This window comes from Streptomyces sp. NPDC101160 (assembly GCF_044768205.1).
Classification (GTDB): domain Bacteria; phylum Actinomycetota; class Actinomycetes; order Streptomycetales; family Streptomycetaceae; genus Streptomyces.
The window spans coordinates 1-23036 of record NZ_JBIWPJ010000017.1 but is presented as its reverse complement, the minus strand read 5'-3'; the positions used below and the strand labels follow the sequence as shown (position 1 = coordinate 23036).

The 23036-nt window shown below is 73.3% G+C and carries 17 protein-coding genes and 2 pseudogenes; 13 read left to right on the top strand and 6 right to left on the bottom strand.

The features are described 5' to 3' along the window. Positions 1 to 82: 82 nt before the first annotated feature. The 3 genes from ACIRSU_RS36110 to ACIRSU_RS36100 all read right to left on the bottom strand — a co-directional run bounded on the left by ACIRSU_RS36110 (position 83) and on the right by ACIRSU_RS36100 (position 3145). Entirely contained in the window at positions 83 to 1414 is a 1332-nt protein-coding gene (locus ACIRSU_RS36110; RefSeq protein ID WP_403801798.1) for a coenzyme F420-0:L-glutamate ligase, read from the bottom strand. Between the two features lie 152 nt (positions 1415 to 1566). After that, positions 1567 to 2532, bottom strand: a complete 966-nt coding sequence (cofD, locus tag ACIRSU_RS36105) for a 2-phospho-L-lactate transferase (RefSeq protein WP_403801763.1) — start codon at positions 2530 to 2532, stop codon at positions 1567 to 1569. Between the two features lie 13 nt (positions 2533 to 2545). Next, positions 2546 to 3145, bottom strand: coding sequence for a cysteine dioxygenase (locus ACIRSU_RS36100; RefSeq protein WP_403801761.1), 600 nt, complete (start codon positions 3143 to 3145; stop codon positions 2546 to 2548). A gap of 710 nt (positions 3146 to 3855) precedes the next feature. Here ACIRSU_RS36100 and ACIRSU_RS36095 point away from each other — a divergent pair. The 4 genes and pseudogenes from ACIRSU_RS36095 to ACIRSU_RS36080 all read left to right on the top strand — a co-directional run bounded on the left by ACIRSU_RS36095 (position 3856) and on the right by ACIRSU_RS36080 (position 9696). After that, a complete protein-coding gene (locus ACIRSU_RS36095) occupies positions 3856 to 4119 on the top strand; it encodes a WhiB family transcriptional regulator (RefSeq protein ID WP_389215982.1) in 264 nt (87 codons plus the stop codon). Then, positions 4023 to 4262, top strand: a pseudogene (locus tag ACIRSU_RS36090) (hypothetical protein); the annotation flags it as partial. The gene ACIRSU_RS36095 and the pseudogene ACIRSU_RS36090, both read left to right, overlap by 97 nt. A gap of 152 nt (positions 4263 to 4414) precedes the next feature. After that, positions 4415 to 8137, top strand: a complete 3723-nt coding sequence (locus ACIRSU_RS36085; RefSeq protein WP_403801758.1) for a glycosyltransferase family 2 protein — start codon at positions 4415 to 4417, stop codon at positions 8135 to 8137. After that, a complete protein-coding gene (locus ACIRSU_RS36080; protein WP_403801755.1) occupies positions 8134 to 9696 on the top strand; it encodes a DUF5719 family protein in 1563 nt (520 codons plus the stop codon). The genes ACIRSU_RS36085 and ACIRSU_RS36080 overlap by 4 nt, the downstream gene beginning before the upstream one ends. Positions 9697 to 9844: 148 nt before the next feature. Here the strand turns inward: ACIRSU_RS36080 and ACIRSU_RS36075 are convergent, their stop codons facing one another. Beyond that, positions 9845 to 10267, bottom strand: a complete 423-nt coding sequence (locus ACIRSU_RS36075) for a metallopeptidase family protein (protein WP_403801796.1) — start codon at positions 10265 to 10267, stop codon at positions 9845 to 9847. A 326-nt stretch (positions 10268 to 10593) separates the two neighbouring features. On the opposite strand from ACIRSU_RS36075, the gene ACIRSU_RS36070 reads away from it, so the two are divergent. The 6 genes from ACIRSU_RS36070 (at position 10594) to ACIRSU_RS36045 (ending at position 17147) form a co-directional block, all read left to right on the top strand. Next, positions 10594 to 11031, top strand: a complete 438-nt coding sequence (locus tag ACIRSU_RS36070; protein ID WP_403801794.1) for a DUF3499 domain-containing protein — start codon at positions 10594 to 10596, stop codon at positions 11029 to 11031. 101 nt (positions 11032 to 11132) lie between these two features. After that, on the top strand, positions 11133 to 12500 hold the full coding sequence (locus ACIRSU_RS36065; RefSeq protein ID WP_403801753.1) for a phosphomannomutase/phosphoglucomutase: 1368 nt from the start codon (positions 11133 to 11135) through the stop codon (positions 12498 to 12500). A gap of 672 nt (positions 12501 to 13172) precedes the next feature. After that, positions 13173 to 13355 (top strand): Trm112 family protein, encoded by a 183-nt coding sequence (locus tag ACIRSU_RS36060; protein ID WP_356077011.1) that lies wholly within the window; start codon positions 13173 to 13175, stop codon positions 13353 to 13355. A 244-nt stretch (positions 13356 to 13599) separates the two neighbouring features. Beyond that, a complete protein-coding gene (locus tag ACIRSU_RS36055) occupies positions 13600 to 14757 on the top strand; it encodes an SIS domain-containing protein (protein ID WP_403801750.1) in 1158 nt (385 codons plus the stop codon). Positions 14758 to 14978: 221 nt separating this feature from the next. Continuing rightward, positions 14979 to 16130, top strand: a complete 1152-nt coding sequence (gene manA / locus ACIRSU_RS36050; RefSeq protein WP_403801747.1) for a mannose-6-phosphate isomerase, class I — start codon at positions 14979 to 14981, stop codon at positions 16128 to 16130. Between the two features lie 81 nt (positions 16131 to 16211). Continuing rightward, positions 16212 to 17147, top strand: coding sequence for a cation diffusion facilitator family transporter (locus ACIRSU_RS36045; RefSeq protein ID WP_403801744.1), 936 nt, complete (start codon positions 16212 to 16214; stop codon positions 17145 to 17147). Positions 17148 to 17241: 94 nt separating this feature from the next. Here the strand turns inward: ACIRSU_RS36045 and lepB are convergent, their stop codons facing one another. After that, positions 17242 to 17901, bottom strand: a complete 660-nt coding sequence (gene lepB, locus ACIRSU_RS36040) for a signal peptidase I (RefSeq protein WP_403801741.1) — start codon at positions 17899 to 17901, stop codon at positions 17242 to 17244. A gap of 409 nt (positions 17902 to 18310) precedes the next feature. Between lepB and ahcY the strand changes: the two genes are divergently transcribed. Together ahcY and ACIRSU_RS36030 are read left to right on the top strand one after the other, a co-directional pair. Then, the gene (gene ahcY / locus ACIRSU_RS36035; protein WP_403801738.1) at positions 18311 to 19765 is read left to right on the top strand and encodes an adenosylhomocysteinase; all 1455 of its coding nucleotides are present in this window, start codon (positions 18311 to 18313) and stop codon (positions 19763 to 19765) included. A gap of 207 nt (positions 19766 to 19972) precedes the next feature. Further along, a complete protein-coding gene (locus ACIRSU_RS36030) occupies positions 19973 to 20584 on the top strand; it encodes a hypothetical protein (protein WP_403801737.1) in 612 nt (203 codons plus the stop codon). Between the two features lie 2 nt (positions 20585 to 20586). Here ACIRSU_RS36030 and ACIRSU_RS36025 read toward each other — a convergent pair. Beyond that, positions 20587 to 21556: pseudogene (locus tag ACIRSU_RS36025) on the bottom strand (RDD family protein). 161 nt (positions 21557 to 21717) lie between these two features. Here ACIRSU_RS36025 and ACIRSU_RS36020 point away from each other — a divergent pair. After that, positions 21718 to 22725 (top strand): stage II sporulation protein M, encoded by a 1008-nt coding sequence (locus ACIRSU_RS36020; protein ID WP_403801735.1) that lies wholly within the window; start codon positions 21718 to 21720, stop codon positions 22723 to 22725. Positions 22726 to 23036 lie beyond the last annotated feature (311 nt).

The window sequence follows — 23036 nt, the reverse complement described above, 5'->3', positions numbered from 1 at the left end:
TCAGGGGTGACACCGGCAAACGTCACGCGCTCGTGCCGGCGCCGGGCCTCACATGACGCCCGGCAGCCTCACGCCCCGCTGGTCAGCGCACCTCGATGAACGCCGCCGCCTGCCGTGCGGCCCGTTCCTTCGGCGGCGCCGCCGGCCGGCCGACCGCGACCGCGCCCATCGGGTCCCAGTCGTCCGGCAGCCCGAGCACGTCCCGTACGACGTCCCGGCAGAACATCGTCGAGGACACCCACGCCGAGCCCAGCCGCTCCCCGGCCAGCGCGACCAGCAGGTTCTGCACGCCCGCGCCCGCCGCGACCACGAACATCTCTCGCTCGGCGGCGTCCCGGCGCGGGTCGCCGTAGTGGTGGGCGCCGTCCGTGACGAGGCAGGGCACGATCAGGTACGGCGCGTTGCGCAGCACGTCCCCGCGCCGGATCCGGCGCGCGATGGACTCCTCCGACCTGCCGTCGGCGCGCAGGTCCGCGATCCACGCGTCCCGCATGGCGTCGAGCAGCCGCACCCGCGCGGCCTCGGACTCCAGGAGCACGAAGCGCCAGGGGGTGGTGTGGTGCGGGGCGGGCGCCGTGACGGCGGCAGCGACGGCCCGCCGTACCGCGCCCGGGTCGACGGGGTCGTCGGTGAACTCCCGTACGGTACGGCGCAGGGTCACCGCCTCCCGTACGGCCTCCGAGGTCCCGAGCCGGAACATGTCGTCAGCGGCGCCCCGCACCAGCGCCCGCGCGCCCGGCTCCTCGTCGCCGCCCACCACGTGCCCGAGGCCGCGTACGACGGCCACCGGCCGCCCCGTCGCCTTGCCCTTCACCAGGTCGCCGGCCGCGGCCAGCTCGTCGGCGGTGGCGACGACGGTCACGTTCAGCTCGTTGCCGTGGGAGTCGGCCACGCCCCGCAGGTCGTCGAGGACCCGTACCCCGGCCGCGCCGATGGCGACGTCGGTGAGTCCGGTGCGCCAGGGGCGTCCGAAGGTGTCGGTGACGACCACGCCGACGTCCACGCCCAGCGCCTCGCGCAGCCCGGCGCGGATCCGCGCGGCCGAGGCGTCCGGGTCCTCGGGCAGCAACAGCACGGTGCCGGCGGCGGTGTTGGAGGCGTCGACCCCGGCGGCGGCCATGACGAGGCCCTGCCGGTTCTCGACGATACGGAGGGCACCGCGCCGCGCCACCACCCGTACCGTCTCGGCGTCGATCGCCTCCTCCCGGTCGGCGGCGGCGATCAGCCGCCCCTCCGCCTTGCTCACGATCTTCGAGGTGACGAGCAGGACGTCACCGTCGACGAGCCCGGGGGACAGGGAAGCGATCAGCTTGGCGAGGTCGTCGCCGGGCGCGACCTCGGGCAGTCCGTCGAGCGCCCACACCTCGTACCGGGCGGATCCACGGGCGGAATCCGGGGCGAGGGCCGTGCCCACCGTTTCCGTCGCGCCCACCGAGCCGGGGACAGGGTGCGTCACTCCGTCCGCAGCGCCTGCCGCGCCGACGGTGCCGGGCCCCGGGGAGGTCGTCCGGCCCGCCGCGTCCGTCGCGTCCACCGCGCCCGGTCCCAAAGCCCCCGCCCCGGCCGTCACGCGCCCGCTCCGCCGGCCTCCGCCGCCAGCGTCAGCGCCTCGCGCGCCATCGCCGCCGTCGCGTCCAGGTCGGTCATCATCAGCGGCACCGCGCGGCAGCGGATGCCCGCCGCCTCGACCTCCGCGACCGCGCCCGCGTCGACGGTGTCGACGAGCCAGCCGTCGATCAGGTCGGAGCCGTAGTGCCGGGCGACGGCAGCGGCCGTGGACTCCACGCCGACCGCGGCGAGGACCTTGTCGGCCATGCCGCGCACGGGCGCGTCGCCGACGATGGGGGAGAGGCCGACGACCGGCGCGGCGGCGGAGGCGACGGCCTCGCGGATGCCGGGGACGGCCAGGATGGTGCCGACGGAGACGACGGGGTTGGACGGCGGGAAGAGGATGACGTCCGCTTCTGCGATCGCCTCCAGGACGCCCGGCGCGGGCTTCGCCTGCTCGGCGCCGACCGGCACGACGGCCTGCGCGTCGACCGAGGCGCGCAGCTTCACCCAGTACTCCTGGAAGTGCACGGCCCGCTGCTCGCCGTCCACCTCGACGGCGACGTGCGTCTCGATCCGGTCGTCGGACATCGGGAGCAGCCGGACGCCGGGCTGCCAGCGGGCGCACAGCGCCTCGGTGACGGCGCTCAGCGGATAGCCGGCGCCCAGCATCTGGGTGCGGACGATGTGGGTGGCGAAGTCGCGGTCGCCGAGGCCGAACCACTCGGGTCCGACCCCGTACGCCGCGAGCTCCTCCTTGACGGTGAAGGACTCGTCCTCGCGGCCCCAGCCCTGTTCCTCGTTGATGCCACCGCCGAGGGTGTACATCACGGTGTCGAGGTCGGGGCAGACCTTGAGACCGAAGAGATGGATGTCGTCACCGGTGTTGCCGACGACCGTGATCTCCGCGTCGGGCGCGGCCTTCTTGAGGCCGCGAAGGAAGCGGGCACCACCGATGCCACCGGCCAGAACCACAATGCGCATGCAGTGCAGTTTGTCAGGCGGTGACGACTCCCGGGGCCGCCGGGGCGGAGCCGCACTGTGAGGTCAGCGACTCGTGCGTCGACTCGTGCGTCGACTCGGGCATCGAGCCGTACGTCGAGCCGGCCGCCGACCCGTGCGTCGAGCCGTATGCCGACTCGTGCATCGGCATGTCGGTCAGGCCCGGGTAGTAGACGTGCAGGCTCACGGCCGGTTCGAGGGACTCGTTGACCACCTCGTGCACGTACCCGGGCGCGAACACGCGCTGTTCGCCGCCCGAGAGCTTCCGTGCGCCCCGCTCCGTACGCTCCGTCAGTTCGCCGGACAGGAGGGTGAGCACGCCGGAGGACTCGCCGTGGTCGTGCCGGCCGCTGCCCTGGCCGGGCAGCCAGGAGAGCAGCCATACCTCGTATCCGGGGCCGGTGCGCAGCCGGTGGTACCAGCGGGTGGTGGCGTCGTACTCGACGTACGGGGCCCACAGGGCCGGGTCGCCGGCGATCTCGCGGGCGAGCCCGGCGAACTCGGCCACGGTGACCGGGTGCTCGCGCTCGGGCTGGAGGAGGTGCGGTACCTCAAGGATGTCGCCGGCGATCTGAAGGTCGCTGTCCATGTTCATGGGGTGCGGTGGTTCCTCGGCAGAAGTGCGGGGTGTCGCAGAGCAAGGGATGGTGCGAGGGGTGATACGAGGGGTGATGCGAGGGGTGAGGCAGAAGCGGCGGGACGGCCGCGGGAAGACGCTGGAGCGCTAGGCGAAAAGGCGCATCAACAGCTGGGACAGCAACAGCGACAGGAACGCGTCTGGACAGCGCGGCGGAACCCACGGGCGTGGGTCGCGGAGGGCGCTGCGTTCGCTGGCATGCCACCAAAGTGAACGGAGGGACACCCGACTGTCAACTCAATGACCGATTTGGGGGGTATGTTTCACCTCATCCGGTTACTGTGCCCGGAGAAAGGTTTGTGCAGCCCGCGACCAGGAGACATGGCGCAGCATCCGCCGCCGTAAACACGGTGGAGGTCCTGTGATCAGACTGTGATCCGGATCGCTTCCGTGGCCGGATCGCAACAAGATCCACGTTTCGGCCGTCCTTATCTGGGGGCAGGCGGTGGCGATCAGACCGGCGGCATGTGTCACGTTTTTTGGTGATTTGAACACTTTCCGTATACGCTTGGTTCCGCAGAGTGAATACGGGGCCCAATAGCAGATCCCGGCTTGACTCGCACAGAGCACGAACTTGTAATTTCACTCGTGTCGTTCGGCCCGGATCGATCCATCCGGAATCGACCACGGCGACATCACGGGGACGCACAGACGGACGAGGGGCGCACATGACCGAGACGTTCCAGGAACTGCTGGTCGAGGACGCGGGCGAGGAACTCGGCTGGCAGGAGCGCGCACTGTGCGCCCAGACCGACCCCGAGTCCTTCTTCCCCGAGAAGGGCGGCTCGACCCGGGAGGCGAAGAAGGTCTGCCTCGCCTGCGAGGTCCGCTCCGAGTGCCTCGAATACGCGCTGCAGAACGACGAGCGCTTCGGCATCTGGGGCGGTCTGTCCGAGCGCGAGCGCCGCCGTCTGAAGAAGGCCGCCGTCTGAAGAAGGCCGACTCCTGGAGAAGGCCGCCGTCTGAATCCGGCCATCACGCCCGCAGCCGTATCCACCCGACGGCCCGCCCGACGCTCCACCCCACGGACCGCCCGACGGTCCACCGGACGCTCCACCCCACGGACCGCCCGACGGTCCACCCCACGGTCCGCAGCCTGTGCTCCACAGGCGGCGGACCGTTCTCGTGCCAGGCGTCCGCGTGTCAGCCGTTAGTGTGGGCCTCCGTCCGAGACGCACGCACCCACGCCCCCCGCGGGCGACCCCCGGCCGGAGGGCCCGTAGCTCGATGTCCTCAACTCCTGAGTTTCCGCGACACGTCGTCACCGCCGTGCTCGTCGCCCACGACGGCGCCCGCTGGCTGCCGGACGCCCTCGCCGGGCTGCTCGCCCAGGAACGCCCCGTACAGAACGCCGTCGCCGCCGACACCGGCAGCGCCGACGAATCCGCACGGCTGCTCAGCGAGGCGCTCGGCGACGACCGCGTCCTCCACCTCGCCCGCCGCACCGGCTTCGGCGCCGCCGTCGAGGAGGCCGCGCGCACCGCGCCCGTCCTCGGGCCCGAGGAGCTCACCTACCTGAAGCGGCCCAGCAGTTGGGACCCGGTCACCCGGACCTGGCAGGACGAGAACTACGACCTGCCCGAACTCCCGCACGGCGAGCCCGTCCAGTGGCTCTGGCTGCTGCACGACGACTGCGCGCCCGAACCCGGCGCCCTCACCGAACTGCTGCGCGTCGCCGACAGCGACGAGTACGCGGCCGTCATCGGCCCCAAGCTGCGCGGCTGGTACGACCGCAAGCAGCTGCTCGAAGCCGGCGTCTCCATCGCCCGCAGCGGCCGCCGCTGGACCGGCCTCGACCGCCGCGAGCAGGACCAGGGCCAGCACGACCAGATCCGCTCCGTCCTCTCCGTCTCCAGCGCCGGCATGCTGATCCGGCGCGACGTCTTCGAGGAACTCGGCGGCTTCGACCGCCGGCTGCCCCTCATGCGCGACGACGTCGACCTGTGCTGGCGCGCCCACGCCGCCGGCCACCGCGTCCTCGTCGCCCCCGACGCCGTGCTCCGGCACGCCGAGGCGTCCGCCCGCGAGCGCCGCACCGTCGACTGCGCCGGCCGCTCGGCCGCCAACCCGCACCGGGTCGACAAGGCCGGCGCCGTCTACACGCTGCTCGCCAACACCCGCGGCGCGACCCTTCCGTACGTGTTCCTCAGGTTGGTCGTCGGCACCGTGCTCCGCACCCTCGGCTATCTCGTCGGCAAGGCCCCCGGCCAGGCCGTCGACGAGGTCATGGGTCTGCTCGCCACGCTGCTCCGCCCCGAGAAGATCCTCGCCGCGCGCCGCCGGCGCAAGAACCCGGCCGTCCCCGCGAGCGAGCTCCGCCCGCTCTTCCCGCCGCCCGGCGCCACCGTCCGCGCCGCCGCCGAGCAGTTCGCCTCCCACTTCGGCGGCTCCGACGCCGACTCCGGCGGCTCCCGGCACGGCGTGGTCGAGTCGGGCCCCGGGGGCGACGACGCCGACTTCCTGGAGATCGAGCAGTTCGCCCGGCTGAAGAAGATCGCCCGCAAGCCCGGGCCCGTCCTCTTCGCGCTCCTCCTCGTCGTCTCCCTCGTCGCCTGCCGCAACCTCTTCGGCGGCGGCTCCCTCGCCGGCGGCGCGCTGCTGCCCGCGCCCGACACCGTCTCCGGGCTCTGGTCGCGGTACGCCGACGGCTGGCACGCCATCGGCACCGGCGGCACCCAGACCGCCCCGCCCTACCTCGCCGTCCTGGCCGCGCTCTCCGCGCTGTTCCTCGGCTCGACGTCCTTCGCGCTGACCCTGCTGCTCGTCTGCTCGGTCCCGCTCGCCGGCTTCACCGCGTACTTCGCCTCCCGCGGCATCGTCGAGTCCCGGCTCCTGCGCGCCTGGGCCGCCGTCGCCTACGCCTTCCTGCCCGCCGCCACCGGCGCCCTCGCCACCGGCCGGCTCGGCACCGCCGTCCTCGCGATCCTGCTCCCGCTCATCGCCCGCGCCGCCGTCTCCTCGTACGGGCTGAACCGGCCCGGCGGCGAGCGGGGCAGCTGGCGCGCCACCTGGGCGTACACCTTCCTCCTCACCTTCGCGACGGCGTTCACGCCGGTCGTCTGGCCGCTCGCGGTCCTCCTCGGCCTCGGCGTACTCGCGCTCCGCCGCGCCGACATCACCGCGTACGGACTGCGCTTCCTCGCCACCGTCGGCACCCCGGTCCTCGTCCTGGCCCCCTGGTCGCTCTCCCTGCTGACCAGCCCCGCCGCCTTCCTGCGCGAGGCCGGCCTCGACATCCGTACGGGCACGGCCGGCGCGCTCGACCTGCTCGGCACCAGCCCCGGCGGCCCCGGCACCACCGGCGGGTTCGTCCTCCTCGGCCTCGTGCTCGCCGCGCTCGGCGCCCTGCTGCGCGCCGAGCGGGTGCTCGCCGTCCGCGCCGCCTGGGCCGCCGCCCTCGCCGGACTGCTCTTCGCCGTCCTCACCAACGGCGCCGGCGACGCCGAGACCGGCTGGGCCGGCCCCGCCACCCTCGTCTACGGCGCCGCGCTGCTCGCCGCCGCCATGATCGGCGCCGAGGGCGGCCGCAGCCGCGTCGCCGCCCACGGCTTCGGCTGGCGTCAGCCCGTCGCCGCGCTCGTCGCCCTCGCCTGCGCCCTCGGCCCTGTCGTGTCCGCCGCCGGCTGGATGATCGGTGGCGCCGACGGCCCGCTCACCCGCCGCGACCCGGTCCAGGTGCCCGCGTTCGTCGCCGAGGAGAGCGGCACCCGCGACCAGGCCCGCACCCTCGTGCTCGGCGGCAGCTCGCCCGGCGAGGTCGCGTACACCCTGGTCCGCGGTTCCGGCGGCCGCCTCGGCGACGCCGAACTCGCCGCCACCGGCGGCAGCGACCCGCGCCTCGACCAGGTCGTCGCCCACCTCGTGGCCGGCTCCGGAGCCGACCAGACCGAGGAGCTGAGCGGCTTCGCGATCCGCTACGTGCTCGTACGGGACGGGGCGCCGCGCTCCATGAGCCGCGTCCTCGACGCCACCCCGGGCCTCAGCCGGCTCAGCCAGCTCGACGGCAGCGCGCTGTGGCGCGTGGACCGGGAGGTCGCCCGCATCATGATCGTGCCGGGTGCTGGTGCTGGTGCTGGTGCTGGTGCCGGTGCCGGTGCGGGCGCGGGGGCCGAGGGAGCGGCCGTGCAGCCGGTGGCCGTCGCCGCCGGGCCCGTCGAGGCCCACACCAAGCTCCCGGCCGGCCCCGCCGGACGCGTCCTGCGCGTCGCCGACCGCGCCGACAGCGGCTGGACCGCCACCCTCGACGGCAAGGCGCTCAAGCCCGTCACGGTCGACGGCTGGGCCCAGGGCTTCGAACTGCCCGCCGAGGGCGGCCGCCTCGACCTCACCTTCGACGACCCGATCACCCACACCGCGTGGATCTGGGCCCAGGCCGGCCTCGCGCTGGTCCTCCTCGTCCTCGCCCTGCCCGGCCGCCGCCGCGACATCGACGACGACCTGCCCGACGAGGAACTCGCCATCCCCGCCCAGGCCGCCGAGGGCGACGGCCGCCGCGCCCGCCGCCTGCGCGCCGCGGCGGAGGCGGAGGCAGCCGCGGAAGCAGCGGCGGAGGCAGCGGCACAGGCGCCCGGGCAGGAGACGGCCCCGGAGCCCGCCCCCGTCCCCGCCCCCGTGCCCGTCGTGCCCGTCGTACCCGTGCCGGAGGAGCCGGAGTGGGACGACCCGTACGCCGCCGCCTCGCAGCAGGGCTACTACCAGGAGCAGTACCAGGGGCAGCCGTACGCCTACGACCCGTACGGGCAAGCGCAGTACGACCAGCAGCAGTACGGCCAGCAGCAGTACGACTCCGAGCAGTACGCGCAGCAGCCGCAGTACGACCCGTACGCGCAGCCGCAGCAGCAGCCGCAGCAGCAGGAGCAGCAGCCGAACGGCTACGACCAGCAGCAGCCGTACGACCCCTACGACCCGTACGGCTACGGGCAGCGTCCCGACGGGAGCAGCAACCAGTGAACCGCACCACCCTCTCCCTGATCGCGGTCGCGACCGCCCTGGCCGCCGTCACCGGCGTGGCCGCCCTGACCGCCCCCGACGGCACCGCGCCGGTCGCGACCCAGCTGCCGACGCGGCTGCCGGTCGAGCGCGCCGGTCTGCTCTGCCCGGTGCCGAGCACCTCGGAGGTGGCGGAGACGGCGTACACCTCGTACACACCCGCCTCCACGAACAAGGGCACGGGACAGACCGCCGGACAGACGGCCGGGCAGCCGGGCGAGCAGAAGGCGGCCAAGGCCGAGCTGAAGCCCGCCACCGCCGCCGCCCTCCCGGGCGAGGACGGGTCCTCCGACGACAAGTCGAAGAAGCCCAAGGCGCCGAAGGCCCCGGCGACCGTCACCCAGGCCGGCACCCCGGTCACCGCCGAGGCCGACGGCCCCGACGCGCCCGCCCTGATCGGCACGGCGAGCGGCGCCCTCGCGCCGGGCTGGACCGTCCAGCAGACCACCGTCGTCGCCGCCGGCGGCGCCCGCGGCCTGCTCGGCGTCAGCTGCACCGCCCCGGACACCGACTTCTGGTTCCCGGCCGCGTCCACCGCCAAGAACCGCCAGGACTACGTCCACCTCACCAACCCCGACGACAGCGCGGCCGTCGCCGACATCGAGCTCTACGGCCCCGACGGCGTCCTGAAGTCCCAGGTCACCGAGGGCATCCCGGTCCCCGCGCACTCCAGCGTCCCGGTGCTGCTCCCCACTCTCACCACCGACCCGGCCCAGCAGGACGTCACCGTCCACGTGACCACCCGCAGTGGCCGCGTCGGCGCCGTCGTCGGCGTCGCCGACGAGAAGGCGGGCAGCGACTGGCTCCCGGCCTCCGCCGACCCGGCCGGCACCGCCGTCCTGCCCGGCATCCCCGCCGACGCGACCTCGGTCCGGCTCGTGGCGTACGCACCGGGCGACGCCGACGCCGACCTGAAGGTCCAGCTGGTCACCCCGACCGGCACGATCGTCCCGGCCGGCGCGGACATCCTGCACGTCAAGTCCGGCATGACCGCCGCGCTCGACCTGCCCGACCTCACCCGCGGCGAGCCCGGCTCGCTGCTGCTGACCCCGACCGACCCGAAGAAGGCCACGCCGGTCGTGGCCGCCCTCAGGGTCGCGCGCGGCAAGGGCGACAAGCAGGAGGTCGCCTTCATCCCGGCCACCGCCGCCATCGAGGGCCGCGCGACCGTCGCCGACAACCGCGCCAAGGGCGCCACCCTCGTCCTGACCGCCCCCGCCGCGAGCGCCGAGGTCCGGATCACCGCCTCGGCCGGCTCCGGCGGCGGCACCCCGGTCACCAAGACGGTCACGGTCAAGGGAGGGACCACGCTCTCCATGGACGCGCCCGTCCCCGACGGCCTCAAGGGCTCCTACGCGATCACCGTCGAACGCCTCTCGGGCGGCCCGGTGCACGCCTCGCGCACGCTGGCGCTGCCGCAGGACGGCATCCCGATGTTCACGGTCCAGCCGCTCGTCGACGACCGGGGCACGGTGCAGGTGCCGAAGGCCCGCCAGGACCTGACGGTGCTCGACGACTGAGCCCGGCGCCCCTGAGCCCGGCCCGTCGGAGACGGTCCGGCTGAGCTCGGCCTCTGAGCCCGGCGCCTGAGCGGGGCCTCTGGAGCCCGGCGTCGGAGACGGTCCGGCTGAGCCCGGCGCCCCTGAGCCCGACTCGCCGGAGAGACGGTCAGTCCTGGCCGTACCGCGGGTCGACCGACTCGGGGGAGAGGCCGAGCAGATCGGCCACCTGCTCGACGACGACCTCGTGGACGAGCAGGGCCCGCTCGTCGCGGCTCTTGGAGCGGATCTCGACCGGCCTGCGGTAGACGACCACGCGGGCCGGCTCGTTCTTCTCCGCGGGGGTCGAGCCGCCCAACGGCACGACCGGCTCACCCGGCACCGCCGGAGGGACCTCCATCACCAGGAACTCCACGTCCGCGAGCTGCGGCCAGCGCCGCTCCAGACGCTCCACCGAGTCCAGGACCAGATCGCGGAAGGTGTCCGCGCGGCTCGCGGACAGCGGGACCTGCGGCGGGGCGACCGGCCCCCGCATGCCCCGGCCGTGGCGGTCACGGCGCCGCACGCGCGGTACGGGACCGGTGCTGTCCATGCTCTCGGTGGTGTCCGTCACTGACGCAGCGTAACTCTCTCCGGTGGTTCGGGACCGGTGCAAAGCGGCCGGAACGGTGGCGTGCGTCCGTCACGGCTGTCGGAAGCTGTCGGAAGGCGATCGTTCCGGCCGGACAACGGGCCGATTCACCGGCCTCGTCGGATCGGCCATCTGGCCGTCCATGACCGGAATTCTCCCCCTGCCTGTCCGGATCCCGACCCGCCCCGGCCCCCGTATCCCCGCCGGATCCCGGCGCTCCCGCAGGTCAGAAGGGCCCTCCCGAACGGCCTCGTGGCGGACGTCACACCGCGACACGGTGGAGTGACCTGGGGGAGAGTCGTCGCGGCCCGCTCAAGAGTGCGGTACCGTCCAACGTCGTGAGCCCTGTACGTCGCTGTTCGCGCACCGCGTGCGGCCGCCCTGCCGTCGCGACACTGACGTACGTCTATGCCGACTCGACTGCGGTCCTCGGCCCGCTCGCCACCTACGCCGAGCCCCACTGCTACGACCTGTGCGCCGAGCACAGCGAGCGCCTGACCGCCCCGCGCGGCTGGGAGGTCGTGCGGCTCTCCGACGGCACCGCCCCGACCCGCCCGAGCGGCGACGACCTCGAAGCCCTCGCCAACGCGGTACGGGAGGCGGCCCGCCCCCAGGAACGCGCGGCGGAGGCCGGCGGCAAGGGCGTCCCGGGCGGCCGGAGCGGCGACCCGATGGAGGTCGGCCGTCGGGGACACCTTCGGGTGCTCCGTTCCCCCGAAAACTGATCAAGGCCCCCTTCCGGGTAGTTTGGGCCCCGCGCATTCCGCGTCCTCCACGTCGCGGTCGCGCGAGCCGAGACATACCGAGACCTCAGGAGGGTTGGTCCGTGGCTGCTGCTGATCTGTCGCAGATCGTGAAGGCGTACGACGTCCGCGGGGTGGTGCCGGATCAGTGGGACGAGACCCTGGCGGAGCTCTTCGGCGCCGCGTTCGTACGGGTCGTGGACGCCGAGGCCGTCGTCATCGGCCACGACATGCGCCCCTCCTCGCCCGGTCTCGCCGCCGCCTTCGCGCGCGGCGCGGCCCGGCTCGGCGCCGACGTCACCATGATCGGGCTCTGCTCCACCGACCAGCTGTACTTCGCCTCCGGGCAGCTCGGCCTGCCGGGCGCGATGTTCACCGCCTCGCACAACCCGGCCCAGTACAACGGCATCAAGATGTGCCGCGCCGGCGCCGCCCCGGTCGGCCAGGACACCGGCCTCTCCGACATCCGCGCGCTCGCCGAGCAGTGGACGGAGCAGGGCGCGCCCGAGCCGGCCGACAAGCCGGGCACCGTCAGCGAGCGCGACACGCTCAAGGACTACGCGGCCCACCTGCTCTCGCTCGTGGACCTCGCCTCCATCCGCCCGCTCAAGGTCGTCGTCGACGCCGGCAACGGCATGGGCGGCCACACCGTGCCCACCGTCTTCGCGGGTCTGCCGCTCGACGTCGTCCCGATGTACTTCGAGCTCGACGGCACCTTCCCGAACCACGAGGCCAACCCGCTCGACCCGAAGAACATCGTCGACCTCCAGGCCCGCGTCCGCGCCGAGGGCGCCGACCTCGGCCTCGCCTTCGACGGCGACGCCGACCGCTGCTTCGTCGTCGACGAGAACGGCGACCCGGTCTCCCCGTCCGCGATCACCGCGCTCGTCGCGGCGCGCGAACTCGCCAAGCACGGTGGCAGCGGCACGATCATCCACAACCTGATCACCTCCTGGTCCGTCCCGGAGGTCGTCCGCGAGCACGGCGGCACGCCGGTGCGGACGCGCGTCGGCCACTCCTTCATCAAGGAGGAGATGGCGAAGACCGGCGCCATCTTCGGCGGCGAGCACTCCGCCCACTACTACTTCAAGGACTTCTGGAACGCGGACACCGGCATGCTCGCCGCGCTCCACGTCCTCGCGGCCCTCGGCGGCCAGGACGGCCCGCTCTCCGCCCTGGTCTCCTCCTACGACCGCTACGCCTCCTCCGGCGAGATCAACTCCACCGTCGCCGACCAGTCGGCCAGCCTCGCCGCCGTGCGCACCGCCTTCGCCTCCCGCGACGGCGTCACCCTCGACGACCTCGACGGCCTCACGGTCACCGCCACCGACTGGTGGTTCAACCTCCGCGCCTCCAACACGGAACCCCTCCTCCGCCTGAACGTGGAGGCCCGCGACGAGGCGACGATGGAGCGCGTACGAGACGAGGCCCTGGCCCTGATCCGAGCCTGAGCCGAAGGGGCCGGGGGCGCGGGGAGGGGCCGGCCAGCCCCACTGCGCGCCGCCCGGCCCCGAAGCTCGGGTCCTGGCCGTCGGCCCTCCGGCTTCCGCCGGGACGTCGCCCGCCTCGGGCCCCTGGCCCTCCGCCTTGTGCCGGGGCCGGCCCCGCCCCCCGCCCCCCCCGTGTGGGCAATCGTCCCGCTGGGGCGGGACGGGTGGGCACACGGGACGGCGCCCTTGCGGGCGCGTTCCGCTCCTGGGCCTACGCCGCCCACGCGCACGCCGCGCTCACCAGGGCCGCCGGCCCCGGTCGGCCTCCCGGGCGTGCGCCGCGTCCTCGGCCGGGCCGCGCCTACGCCGCGCACGCCGCGCTCGCTAGGCCGGCCGCCCGGCGGACGTCACCGGACCGCCCGCTGACCACCCCGGCGTGCGCCGCGCCCCCACCCGGCCACGCCACGCCCCGCCCGCCACGCCGCGCCGCGCCCCCTGCCCGGCCACGCCACTCCGCGCCCAACCCGTCGCCCCCCGTTTCCCGCGACGTTCCCGCCCCGCCGCCCCCCAGTCGGCCGCGCCGCGCAACGTAACCAGCGGCGCCCCGCCCCGCATCAAGGGCGCCGCCCGCGGCCCGGCGGTAGGCTGACCTGGCCCGAAGACCGTCCGTACCGCTCCCCGAAGGGACCGCCCATGCCGCTCGAAGCCGGCCTCCTGGAGATCCTGGCCTGCCCGGCCTGCCACGCCCCGCTGAACGACCGTTCCGCGGAGGAGACCCCGGAGCTCGTCTGCACCTCCGCCGACTGCGGTCTCGCGTACCCGGTCCGCGACGGCATCCCGGTCCTGCTCGTCGACGAGGCGCGCCGCCCCGAGTAACCCGTACGCCCGCGCACGGCCCCTACGCCCGTACGCCGTACGCGCCCCGTACGTCGTACGCGAGCCGCACGCCGTAGGCGACCCGTACGCGACCCGTACGACGGGTAAGCCCCTGAGGAGGAGACCTCGACGAGGAGACCTCTGGGGGCCGTCACCAAGGGGCGACCCTCGGGGGACAGACCACGCGGCACCCCGGCCGACCACCGGCCGAGGGTCCCGCCACCGACGACCGGAGGCCCGCCACATGCTCGACGAGACCCTCCTCGACGCACCGGAAGCCCTCGCCCTCGCCGACCACCGCGGCCTGCTGCGCGGCGCCGCCGAGGCGGGCGCGCGGGTACGGACCGCCGCCCGGCACGCCGCCGAGGCCGGCATCGCGGAGCTCCGTCCGGACGGCCGCCCCCGCGCGGTCCTGGTCGCGGGCCCCGGCACCGCCGCCGCCGGCGTCGCCGACCTGGTCGGCGCCCTCGCGGGCGCGGCCGCCCCGGTGATCCGGCTGCAGCCGACCGGCGTCGCCGCGGCCGTCGGCGCGCTGCGCTGGGCGCTGCCCGGCTGGGCGGGCTCGGTCGACCTGCTCCTCGTACCGACGACCGACGGCTCCGAGCCGGGTCTCGCCCTCCTCGTCGAGCAGGCGTACCGCCGCGGCATCACCGTCGTCGCCGTCGCCCCGAAGGGCTCCCCGCTCGCCGAGTCCATGGGCGGCTCCCGCGGTCTGTTCGTGCCGCTGGCGATGGGCCCGCACGAGGCGCCGGACGAGTACGGCGAGTCGCTGGCCGCGAGCCCGGGCGCGCTGTGGGCGCTGTTCACGCCGCTGCTCGCGCTGCTCGACCGGGTCGGCCTGGTGGAGGCCCCGCAGGAGGCGCTGGAGCAGGTCGCCGACCGTCTGGACCGCATGGCGGAGCGCTGCGGTCCGGCCATCGCCACGTACAGTAACCCGGCCAAGACCCTCGCCGCCGAGCTCGGCAACACGCTGCCGCTCGTCTGGACCGAGGGCGAGGCGGCCGGACCGGTCGGCCGCCGGTTCGCCGCGGTCCTCGCCGAACTGGGCGGCCTGCCCGCGCTCGCCGCCGAGCTGCCGGAGGCACTGCCCGCCCACGGCATGCTGCTGACCGGGGACTACGCCGCCAACGCCGACCCCGACGACATCTTCCGCGACCGCGTCGAGGAGCCGGAACCGGCGCTGCGCGCCCGGGTCGTGCTGCTGCGCGACCGGCCCGCCGAAGGCAACGAGTTCAGCGCCGCGCCCGCCGCCCGCGAGCTCGCCCTCGGCCACGACACGGCCATCAGCGAGGTGGAGCCGGAGGAGGGCAGCGCGCTGGAGACGCTGGCCGAGCTGCTCGCCGTCACCGACTTCACCGCCGTGTACCTCTCCCTCGCCTCCCCGGGCCTTCCCCCCGAGTAACCGATCAACCCCAGCAGCCGAACAACCGAATAACCGAGTAACCGCACAGCACGCATGACACCCCGACGCGCGAAGCCACTACGCACCACGACCGCGCGCCGCCCCCGCACGTCCTGAGCCGTCCCCCCTCACCCGTCACCGCCCCCACTCGTCACCGCCCCCCACCTCACCGCCCCCCGTCCATCACCGCACCCACCGCACTGAAAAGAGCTGGAAGCCCCATGGACCGCCTCGTCAACACCGTGCGCCCCTACGCCTGGGGTTCCACGACGGCCATCCCGGAACTGCTCGGCGTCGCCCCCACCGGCGAGCCCCAGGCCGAGATGTGGATGGGAGCCCACCCCGGCGCCCCCTCCCGCACCGACCGCGGTCCGCTCAACGAGCTCATCGACGCCGACCCCGCACGCGAACTCGGTCCGGCCACCGTCGAGAAGTTCGGCCCTCACCTCCCGTTCCTCTTCAAGATCCTCGCCGCCGGCGCCCCGCTCTCCCTCCAGGTCCACCCCGACCTCGCCCAGGCGCGCGCCGGTTTCGCCGCCGAGGAGGCCACGGGGCTGCCGGTCGACGACCCGCGGCGCAACTACCGGGACGCCAACCACAAGCCCGAACTCATCTGCGCGCTCACCGAGTTCCACGGCCTGTGCGGCTTCCGTGACCCCGTCGAGGCCGCCGACACGATGGCCGCACTCGGCGTGGACGCGCTCAAGCCGTACGTCGACGTGCTGCACGCCCACCCCGAGGAGGCCGCCCTCCGCGAGGTCCTCACCGCACTGCTCACGGCCGACCCCGCCGAGATCGCCCACACCGTCGCCGAGGCCGCGCACGCCGCCGCCCGCCTCGGCGGCGCCCACGCCCCGTACGCCCAGATCGCCCACCACTACCCGAGCGACCCCGGCGTCCTCGCCGCCATGCTGCTCAACCTGGTCACGCTCCAGCCGGGCGAGGCGCTCTACCTCGGCGCGGGCGTGCCGCACGCCTACCTCGACGGCCTCGCCGTCGAGATCATGGCCAACTCCGACAACGTGCTGCGCTGCGGCCTCACCCCCAAGCACGTCGACGTCCCCGAACTGCTGCGGGTCGTCCGCTTCGAGCCGCGCGAGCCGGGCATCCTGCGCCCGGAGGCGTCGGTGACGGGCGAGGAGCTGTACGACACCCCGGTCGACGAGTTCCGCCTCTCCCGCTACGTACGGGCCGAGGGCGCCGCCCCGACCGACCTCACCGCCCCCACCCCCCAGATCCTGCTCGCGACCGCGGGCCGGCCCTCCGTCGGTGACCTGACCCTCGGCCCGGGCGAATCGGTCTTCGTCCCGGCGGACGAAAAGACCGAACTGTCCGGTACGGGAACGGTATTCCGTGCCACTGTGGTGGCCTGATGCAACAATGACCGGCCGTACCACCGTGGTGACACCGTGCGCGGTACGGCCGGAGCATCGACCAAGGGAAGACGAGGACCCATGAGCGCGTCAGGCGGAACCAAGGCGATCGTGGCGGCACTCGCCGCCAATCTCGCGATCGCCGCAGCGAAGTTCGTGGCGTTCGTGTTCAGCGGCTCGTCCTCGATGCTCGCCGAGGCCGTCCACTCGCTGGCCGACTCCGGCAACCAGGGCCTGCTCCTCCTCGGCGGCAAGCGCGCCCAGCGCGAGGCCACCCCGCAGCACCCGTTCGGCTACGGCCGCGAGCGCTACATCTACGCCTTCCTCGTCTCCATCGTGCTGTTCTCGGTCGGTGGCATGTTCGCCATCTACGAGGGCTACGAGAAGATCAAGCACCCGCACCCGATCGAGGCCTGGTACTGGCCGGTCGGCGTCCTCGTCTTCGCGATCATCGCGGAGTCCTTCTCCTTCCGCACCGCGATCAAGGAGTCGAACGAGCTGCGCGGCGAGCAGTCCTGGAAGGACTTCATCCGCCGGGCGAAGGCTCCCGAGCTGCCCGTCGTCCTCCTGGAGGACTTCGGCGCCCTCATCGGTCTCGTGCTCGCCCTCGGTGGCGTCGGCCTGGCGCTGGCCACCGACAACGGCGTCTGGGACGGCATCGGCACCGTCTGCATCGGTGTCCTCCTCGTCCTCATCGCGATCGTCCTCGCCGCCGAGACCAAGTCGCTGCTGCTCGGCGAGGCCGCGGGCACCGAAGAGGTGAAGAAGATCGAGGACGCGATCGTCGACGGCGAGACGGTCACCCGCCTCATCCACATGCGCACGCTCCACCTCGGCCCGGAGGAGCTGCTCGTCGCGGCCAAGATCGCCGTCCGCCACGACGACACCGCCGCCGAGGTCGCCCGCGCCATCGACGCGGCCGAGGCCCGCATCCGCGCGGCCGTCCCGATCGCCCGGGTCATCTACCTGGAGCCGGACATCTACAGCGAGAAGGCGGCCCGGTCGAAGAGCGCCTGACCGCCTGACCGCCCGACCGCCCGACCGCCCGACCGCCTGACGAGAGGCCCCGGACCAGCTGGTCCGGGGCCTCTCGCCATGTTCGGTTCGTCCGTCAGACGCGTACGTACGGAGAGGCCGGCGGCACCGCCGTGCGCCGCGCCCGCCCGGCCAGCCATCCCCCGAGCCCGAGTCCGGCCCCCACGACCAGCACCACACCGCCGCCGAAGGCCCCGGCGATGGCGCCGACCGCGCCCAGCGGACTGTCCGCGACCCGCTCCTTCACGGCCGAGACGGGGACCGTCCCGCCCGGCGCCGTGTCCTGGTGGTAGCGCGAGTCCAGCGAGTCGCCCCGGTTGTCGCCGAGCAGGAACAGCCGTCCCTCCGGCACCTTCACGTCGAATCCGGGCGCGCCACCGATCGGGTCGCCGTGGAGGACGTACGGCTCCGCGAGCGGCCTCCCGTTGACGTACACGGCCCTGTCGTCGGACGTCACCCGGTCCCCGCCGACCCCGATCACCCGCTTCACCGACAGCCCCTCACGGATGCCCCACTCGGGCACGGAGACGAGGACGACGTCCCCGCGCCGTACCTCCGACGGCTCGATCCGCTCGGCGAAGAGCCGGTCCCCGGACCCGTACGTCGGCCGCATCGAGTCACTCGGCACCGTATGGCCGGGATACGCGCTCCGCAGCCACAGGCCCCCGGCGACCAGCAGCGCGCCCAGCGGCACCAGCACCCACCCCGCGACCCGCAGCCCTCGTCCCGGCCTCATCACTCGACCCCTCCCGTCCCTCCCGCACGAATCCGGCCCGCACCCTACCCACGCGCCCAGCGCCCCGAGCCCGCGCCCAGGAGGGGCGGAGGGCTGAACCCCGTGTCCAGCCCCGCTCCGGCCCGCCTGCGGCTCGTCTGTGGCCCGTCTGTGGCCCGTCTGTGGCCGGTATTCAGGCCGGGGTGGACTGTGGGCCACTGCGCCGATCGGTGTAGATTCGTGACCAGCCAGACGTCGCTGCTGATGGCGGTCGGGCGGTCCTCACACGGGCCGGCCGAGGGAGAGAGGGCCTCCGACGACTGCACCGCGGGAGCACCCGGGCATTCGTATGCCCGCGTCGCCCCACAGCCGCGGTGCCAGGCGCCCACTCGACCCTCGAAACCCGATTTCACGAGGAGCAGCTCCAGTCATGACGACTGCCGCCACGCAGGACTTCAAGGTCGCCGACCTGTCCCTGGCCGAGTTCGGCCGCAAGGAGATCACCCTCGCCGAGCACGAGATGCCCGGCCTGATGTCCATCCGTCGCGAGTACGCGGACCAGCAGCCGCTGGCCGGCGCCCGCATCACCGGCTCGCTGCACATGACCGTGCAGACCGCCGTCCTCATCGAGACCCTGGTCGCCCTCGGCGCCGAGGTCCGCTGGGCCTCCTGCAACATCTTCTCCACCCAGGACCACGCCGCCGCGGCCATCGCCGTCGGCCCGAACGGCACCGCGGACAACCCGCAGGGCGTCCCGGTCTTCGCCTGGAAGGGCGAGACCCTGGAGGAGTACTGGTGGTGCACCGAGCAGGCCCTCACCTGGCCGAACACGCCCACCGGCGGCCCGAACATGATCCTCGACGACGGTGGTGACGCCACCCTCCTCGTCCACAAGGGCGTCGAGTTCGAGAAGGCCGGCTCCGCCCCGGACCCGTCCACCGCGGACAGCGAGGAGTACGGCTACATCCTCCGTCTCCTCAACCGCACCCTCTCCGAGAACCCGCAGAAGTGGACCCAGCTGGCGTCCGACATCCGCGGCGTGACGGAGGAGACCACCACCGGTGTCCACCGCCTCTACGAGATGCAGCAGGCCGGCGCCCTGCTCTTCCCGGCGATCAACGTGAACGACGCTGTCACGAAGTCGAAGTTCGACAACAAGTACGGCTGCCGCCACTCGCTCATCGACGGCATCAACCGCGCCACCGACGTCCTCATCGGCGGCAAGACCGCCGTCGTCTGCGGTTACGGCGACGTCGGCAAGGGCTGCGCCGAGTCCCTGCGCGGCCAGGGCGCCCGCGTCATCGTCACCGAGATCGACCCCATCTGCGCGCTGCAGGCCGCGATGGACGGCTACCAGGTGACGACGCTCGACGAGGTCGTCGAGACCGCCGACATCTTCATCACCACGACGGGCAACAAGGACATCATCATGGCGTCCGACATCGCCCGCATGAAGCACCAGGCGATCGTCGGCAACATCGGCCACTTCGACAACGAGATCGACATGGCTGGCCTGGCCGCGATCCCGGGCATCGTCAAGGACGAGGTCAAGCCGCAGGTCCACACCTGGACCTTCCCCGACGGCAAGGTCGTCATCGTCCTTTCCGAGGGCCGCCTGCTCAACCTGGGCAACGCCACGGGCCACCCGTCGTTCGTGATGTCGAACTCCTTCGCGGACCAGACCCTGGCCCAGATCGAGCTCTTCGCCAAGACCGCCGAGTACCCGGTCGGCGTCTACACGCTGCCTAAGCACCTCGACGAGAAGGTCGCCCGGCTGCACCTCGACGCCCTCGGCGTCAAGCTGACGACCCTCCGCCCCGAGCAGGCCGCGTACATCGGTGTCTCGGTCGAGGGCCCGTACAAGCCGGACCACTACCGCTACTGATCCCACGACCGGCGGGTGACAGTCCCGGGTGAAAGCCCACTGACACCCGCCCGTCGCAGGACTCCGTGACGGAAAAGGCAGGCCCCCGCACCCCCGTGCCGGGGGCCTGCCTCGTCTCTTGACCGCGACAGCTGCTCGCAGAGCCCGCGCGCAGCAGCTCGCGGCACCCGCTCGCGACTACCGCTCCAGGAAGCACCCCGAGGACCCATGCCCCGCGGCCGCTATTCGCTCCATGATCCGCACGATCACACCCCTCTCGGTGAAGAGCACTTCAACTGCGCGCCCGGGCCCTCCGGCTGGCGCTACGTCTCACAGCTCACCAACCCCTCCGGCGAGCCCACCGGCTCCGTCGACCTGGCCATCGACGAACTCGGCCGCCCCATCCGCCTCGAACTCCACGCCGCGAACTGGCAAGTCCGCGGCGCCGCCCTCGACGGCGTCACGTGGGTCCGTACCGACCCCACCGGAACCCATGCCACCGAAGGCAATGTGCGCGCCCACGCCTTCACCGGCACGTCCCCGGCGTTCCTCGTCGCGATCTCCCGACTCCTGCGCCTCACCCCCGATTCCCCGGAGACCCGTGTCCGGCTCGTCGCCTTCACGGATCCCGTCCTCGCCCCCCTGACGGTCGACCAGTCCTGGGCCCTGGTGAACAGTGAAGCGCACGCCACTGACAACGGGCCCCTGATCGTGGACGAGTACCAGGTCAGCGCCCTGGACACGGGGGAGCAGCACACCGTTCACATCGCCGGCGACGTGGTCCTCGCGGCCCCCGGCATCGAACTCGAAGAGCTCGACACCCCGCCGAACGTCCTCTGAGCTCAGGCGGGCGGCGCGAACCCGGTCGCGGGCCGCTCGGGAGCGACAGGAGCCTGGACGACGGGAGCCTGGACGGCTGGCGCCTGAACGGCAGGCGGCGGGACAGGCACCGTAGATAGCGGCGAGACAGGCACCGTAGACAGGGGGGAAGGGGAAGGAGACGCGGGCGCAGGAGTCAGGGGGCCGGGCGCCGGGGCGGGAGTCCCTCCCGCCCCCGCGGGCCGGCCCGCCGGCGGCGCGAACACCCGGCGTGCGTCCCGCGCCTGCCGCTCGGCCACCACACCCGCCAGATACGCGGCGGCCGGCACCCCCGGCGGCGGAGGCGTCCCCGTCCGGGCCACCAGCTCGTCCGCGAGCCGTTCCGCCAACCGCTGCCCGATCGCCGGGTCGAGCTGCCGCATCCGCGTCAGGTACTGACGTATCTCCAGCCACAGGGCATCCGGCACCGCCGACAGATCGAGCCCCGCGAACCGCCCCACCAGCCACGGCGGCGGAGGCGGCACCACCAGGCCCGCCGCCGGCGCCACCCGCTCGCGGACCACCAGCGTTCCCGCGGACACGTCACCGAGCCGTCGCCCACGCTCCGACACCAGCGACGCGACGCACGCGACCGCCCCGAACGTCATCAGGATCTCCACGACCCCCATCGCCCCGCGCATCAGCGCGTGCCGGAACCGGATCGGCCCGCCGTCGTCCCGCACCACCCGCAGCCCGCACGCCAGCTTCCCCAGAGACCGCCCGTGCGACAGCGTCTCCACCGCGATCGGCGCCCCGACCAGGACCAGCAGGAACGACACGATCGACAGGGCCATCGCCGCCGCCTCGTCGAGCGACGCCGTGGCGACCGCGAGCCCGAGACCGATCAGCAGATACGCGGCCCACACCACGACCAGATCGATCAGCAGCGCCAGCGCCCGGCTGGGGCTGCAGCCGCGCCGGCTGCAGCCCCAGATAGACGGCATCCCCCGTCACCACCCCGCTCACGGCGCCCACCCTTCTTCACCCAGCCGAACCCCGTCCGAACGCCAGTCTGCCAAGCTGACCCGCAGCGCGCCGCAGACTCAAAACCCGTACTACGCATCCGTACGCCCCGTACGACCCGTACGCACCCGTGCCTGGAGCAGCAGCCGATCATGGACCTCGACGTCTTCGTCACCGCCCACCGAGCCGAGTGGGACCGCCTCGACCACCTGCTCCGCCGCGGCCGCCGGCTCACCGGCGCCGAGGCCGACGAGCTCGTCGCCCTCTACCAGCGCACCGCCACCCACCTCTCCCTCATCCAGTCCAGCGCGCCCGACCCGATGATCACGGCCCGGCTCACCCAGCTCGTCGCCCGCGCCCGCGCCACGGTCACCGGCACCCGCCGCGCCTCCTGGCGGGACGCGGTCACCTTCCTCACCGCCGGTTTCCCGGCCGCCGTCTACCGCTCGCGCCACTGGTGGATCCCGACCGCCGTTGTCTCCACGCTCCTCGCGGCCCTGATCGGCTGGTGGATCGGCACCCACCCGGAGGTCCAGTCCGCCCTCGGCGCCTCCGCCGAGCTGCGCGAGATGACCCGCCCCGGCGGCCAGTACGAGACCTACTACTCCAGCCACCCGGCGGCGTCCTTCTCCGCCCAGGTCTGGACGAACAACGCCCAGGCCGCCGCGACCTGCCTGGTCCTCGGTGCCTTCCTCGGTATCCCGGTGCTGATGATCCTCTTCGCCAACATGCTGAACCTGGGCATCGGCATAGGACTGATGGCCTCCGCCGGCCGCCTCGACGTCTTCCTCGGCCTGGTCCTGCCGCACGGCCTTCTCGAACTCACCGCCGTCTTCGTCGCCGCCGGCACCGGTCTCCGCCTCGGCTGGACCCTCGTCGACCCGGGCCCCACCACCCGCCGCGCTGCCCTCGCCCAGCAGGGCCGCGCCGCCATCGGCATGGCCATCGGCCTCGCCCTGGTCCTCTTCGTCTCCGGCCTGATCGAAGGCTTCGTCACCCCCTCCGGCCTGCCCACCTGGGCGCGCATCGGCATCGGCATCGCCGCTGAGCTGGCATTTCTCGCATACGTCTACGTCCTCGGCGGCCGCGCGGCACGCGCCGGCGACACGGGCGACGTCGAGGAGCCCGACCGAACGGCCGAGCTCCCCACCGCCGCCTGATGTGCGGAGCACCCCGCTGACCTGCTAGTCTCCTCTTCGCCCACAAAACCTGTTGACACCGGTTGCGTGGGGAGGTAGATTCAAACGGTTGCCCGGGAAGCTGGACAAGCTCCTGGCAGCGGAGATAGAATCTCTCTCGCTCCAGTTCGGAGCCATCCCGATTCCTTATCTGAATCACTAAGTCGCCGATTAGGTCGACGGAAATGAATCTGATAAAGTCGGAAAGCGCCGGAAGGGCCCGGAAAGACGAAAGTCGAAAAGGGACCGGAAAGCACCGAGGAAATCGGATCGGAAAGATCTGATAGAGTCGG

What these genes read in the sequence shown, in the direction of transcription:
- ACIRSU_RS36100 (WP_403801761.1), bottom strand. Translation starts at nt 3,145, where the DNA reads ATGAACATGGACAGCGACCTTCAGATCGCCGGCGACATCCTTGAGGTA.
- ACIRSU_RS36030 (WP_403801737.1), top strand. Translation starts at nt 19,973, where the DNA reads ATGCCCCGCGGCCGCTATTCGCTCCATGATCCGCACGATCACACCCCT.
- ahcY (WP_403801738.1), top strand. Translation starts at nt 18,311, where the DNA reads ATGACGACTGCCGCCACGCAGGACTTCAAGGTCGCCGACCTGTCCCTG.
- ACIRSU_RS36075 (WP_403801796.1), bottom strand. Translation starts at nt 10,267, where the DNA reads ATGGACAGCACCGGTCCCGTACCGCGCGTGCGGCGCCGTGACCGCCAC.
- ACIRSU_RS36095 (WP_389215982.1), top strand. Translation starts at nt 3,856, where the DNA reads ATGACCGAGACGTTCCAGGAACTGCTGGTCGAGGACGCGGGCGAGGAA.
- ACIRSU_RS36020 (WP_403801735.1), top strand. Translation starts at nt 21,718, where the DNA reads ATGGACCTCGACGTCTTCGTCACCGCCCACCGAGCCGAGTGGGACCGC.
- ACIRSU_RS36045 (WP_403801744.1), top strand. Translation starts at nt 16,212, where the DNA reads ATGAGCGCGTCAGGCGGAACCAAGGCGATCGTGGCGGCACTCGCCGCC.
- ACIRSU_RS36055 (WP_403801750.1), top strand. Translation starts at nt 13,600, where the DNA reads ATGCTCGACGAGACCCTCCTCGACGCACCGGAAGCCCTCGCCCTCGCC.
- manA (WP_403801747.1), top strand. Translation starts at nt 14,979, where the DNA reads ATGGACCGCCTCGTCAACACCGTGCGCCCCTACGCCTGGGGTTCCACG.
- ACIRSU_RS36085 (WP_403801758.1), top strand. Translation starts at nt 4,415, where the DNA reads ATGTCCTCAACTCCTGAGTTTCCGCGACACGTCGTCACCGCCGTGCTC.
- lepB (WP_403801741.1), bottom strand. Translation starts at nt 17,901, where the DNA reads ATGAGGCCGGGACGAGGGCTGCGGGTCGCGGGGTGGGTGCTGGTGCCG.
- ACIRSU_RS36060 (WP_356077011.1), top strand. Translation starts at nt 13,173, where the DNA reads ATGCCGCTCGAAGCCGGCCTCCTGGAGATCCTGGCCTGCCCGGCCTGC.
- cofD (WP_403801763.1), bottom strand. Translation starts at nt 2,532, where the DNA reads ATGCGCATTGTGGTTCTGGCCGGTGGCATCGGTGGTGCCCGCTTCCTT.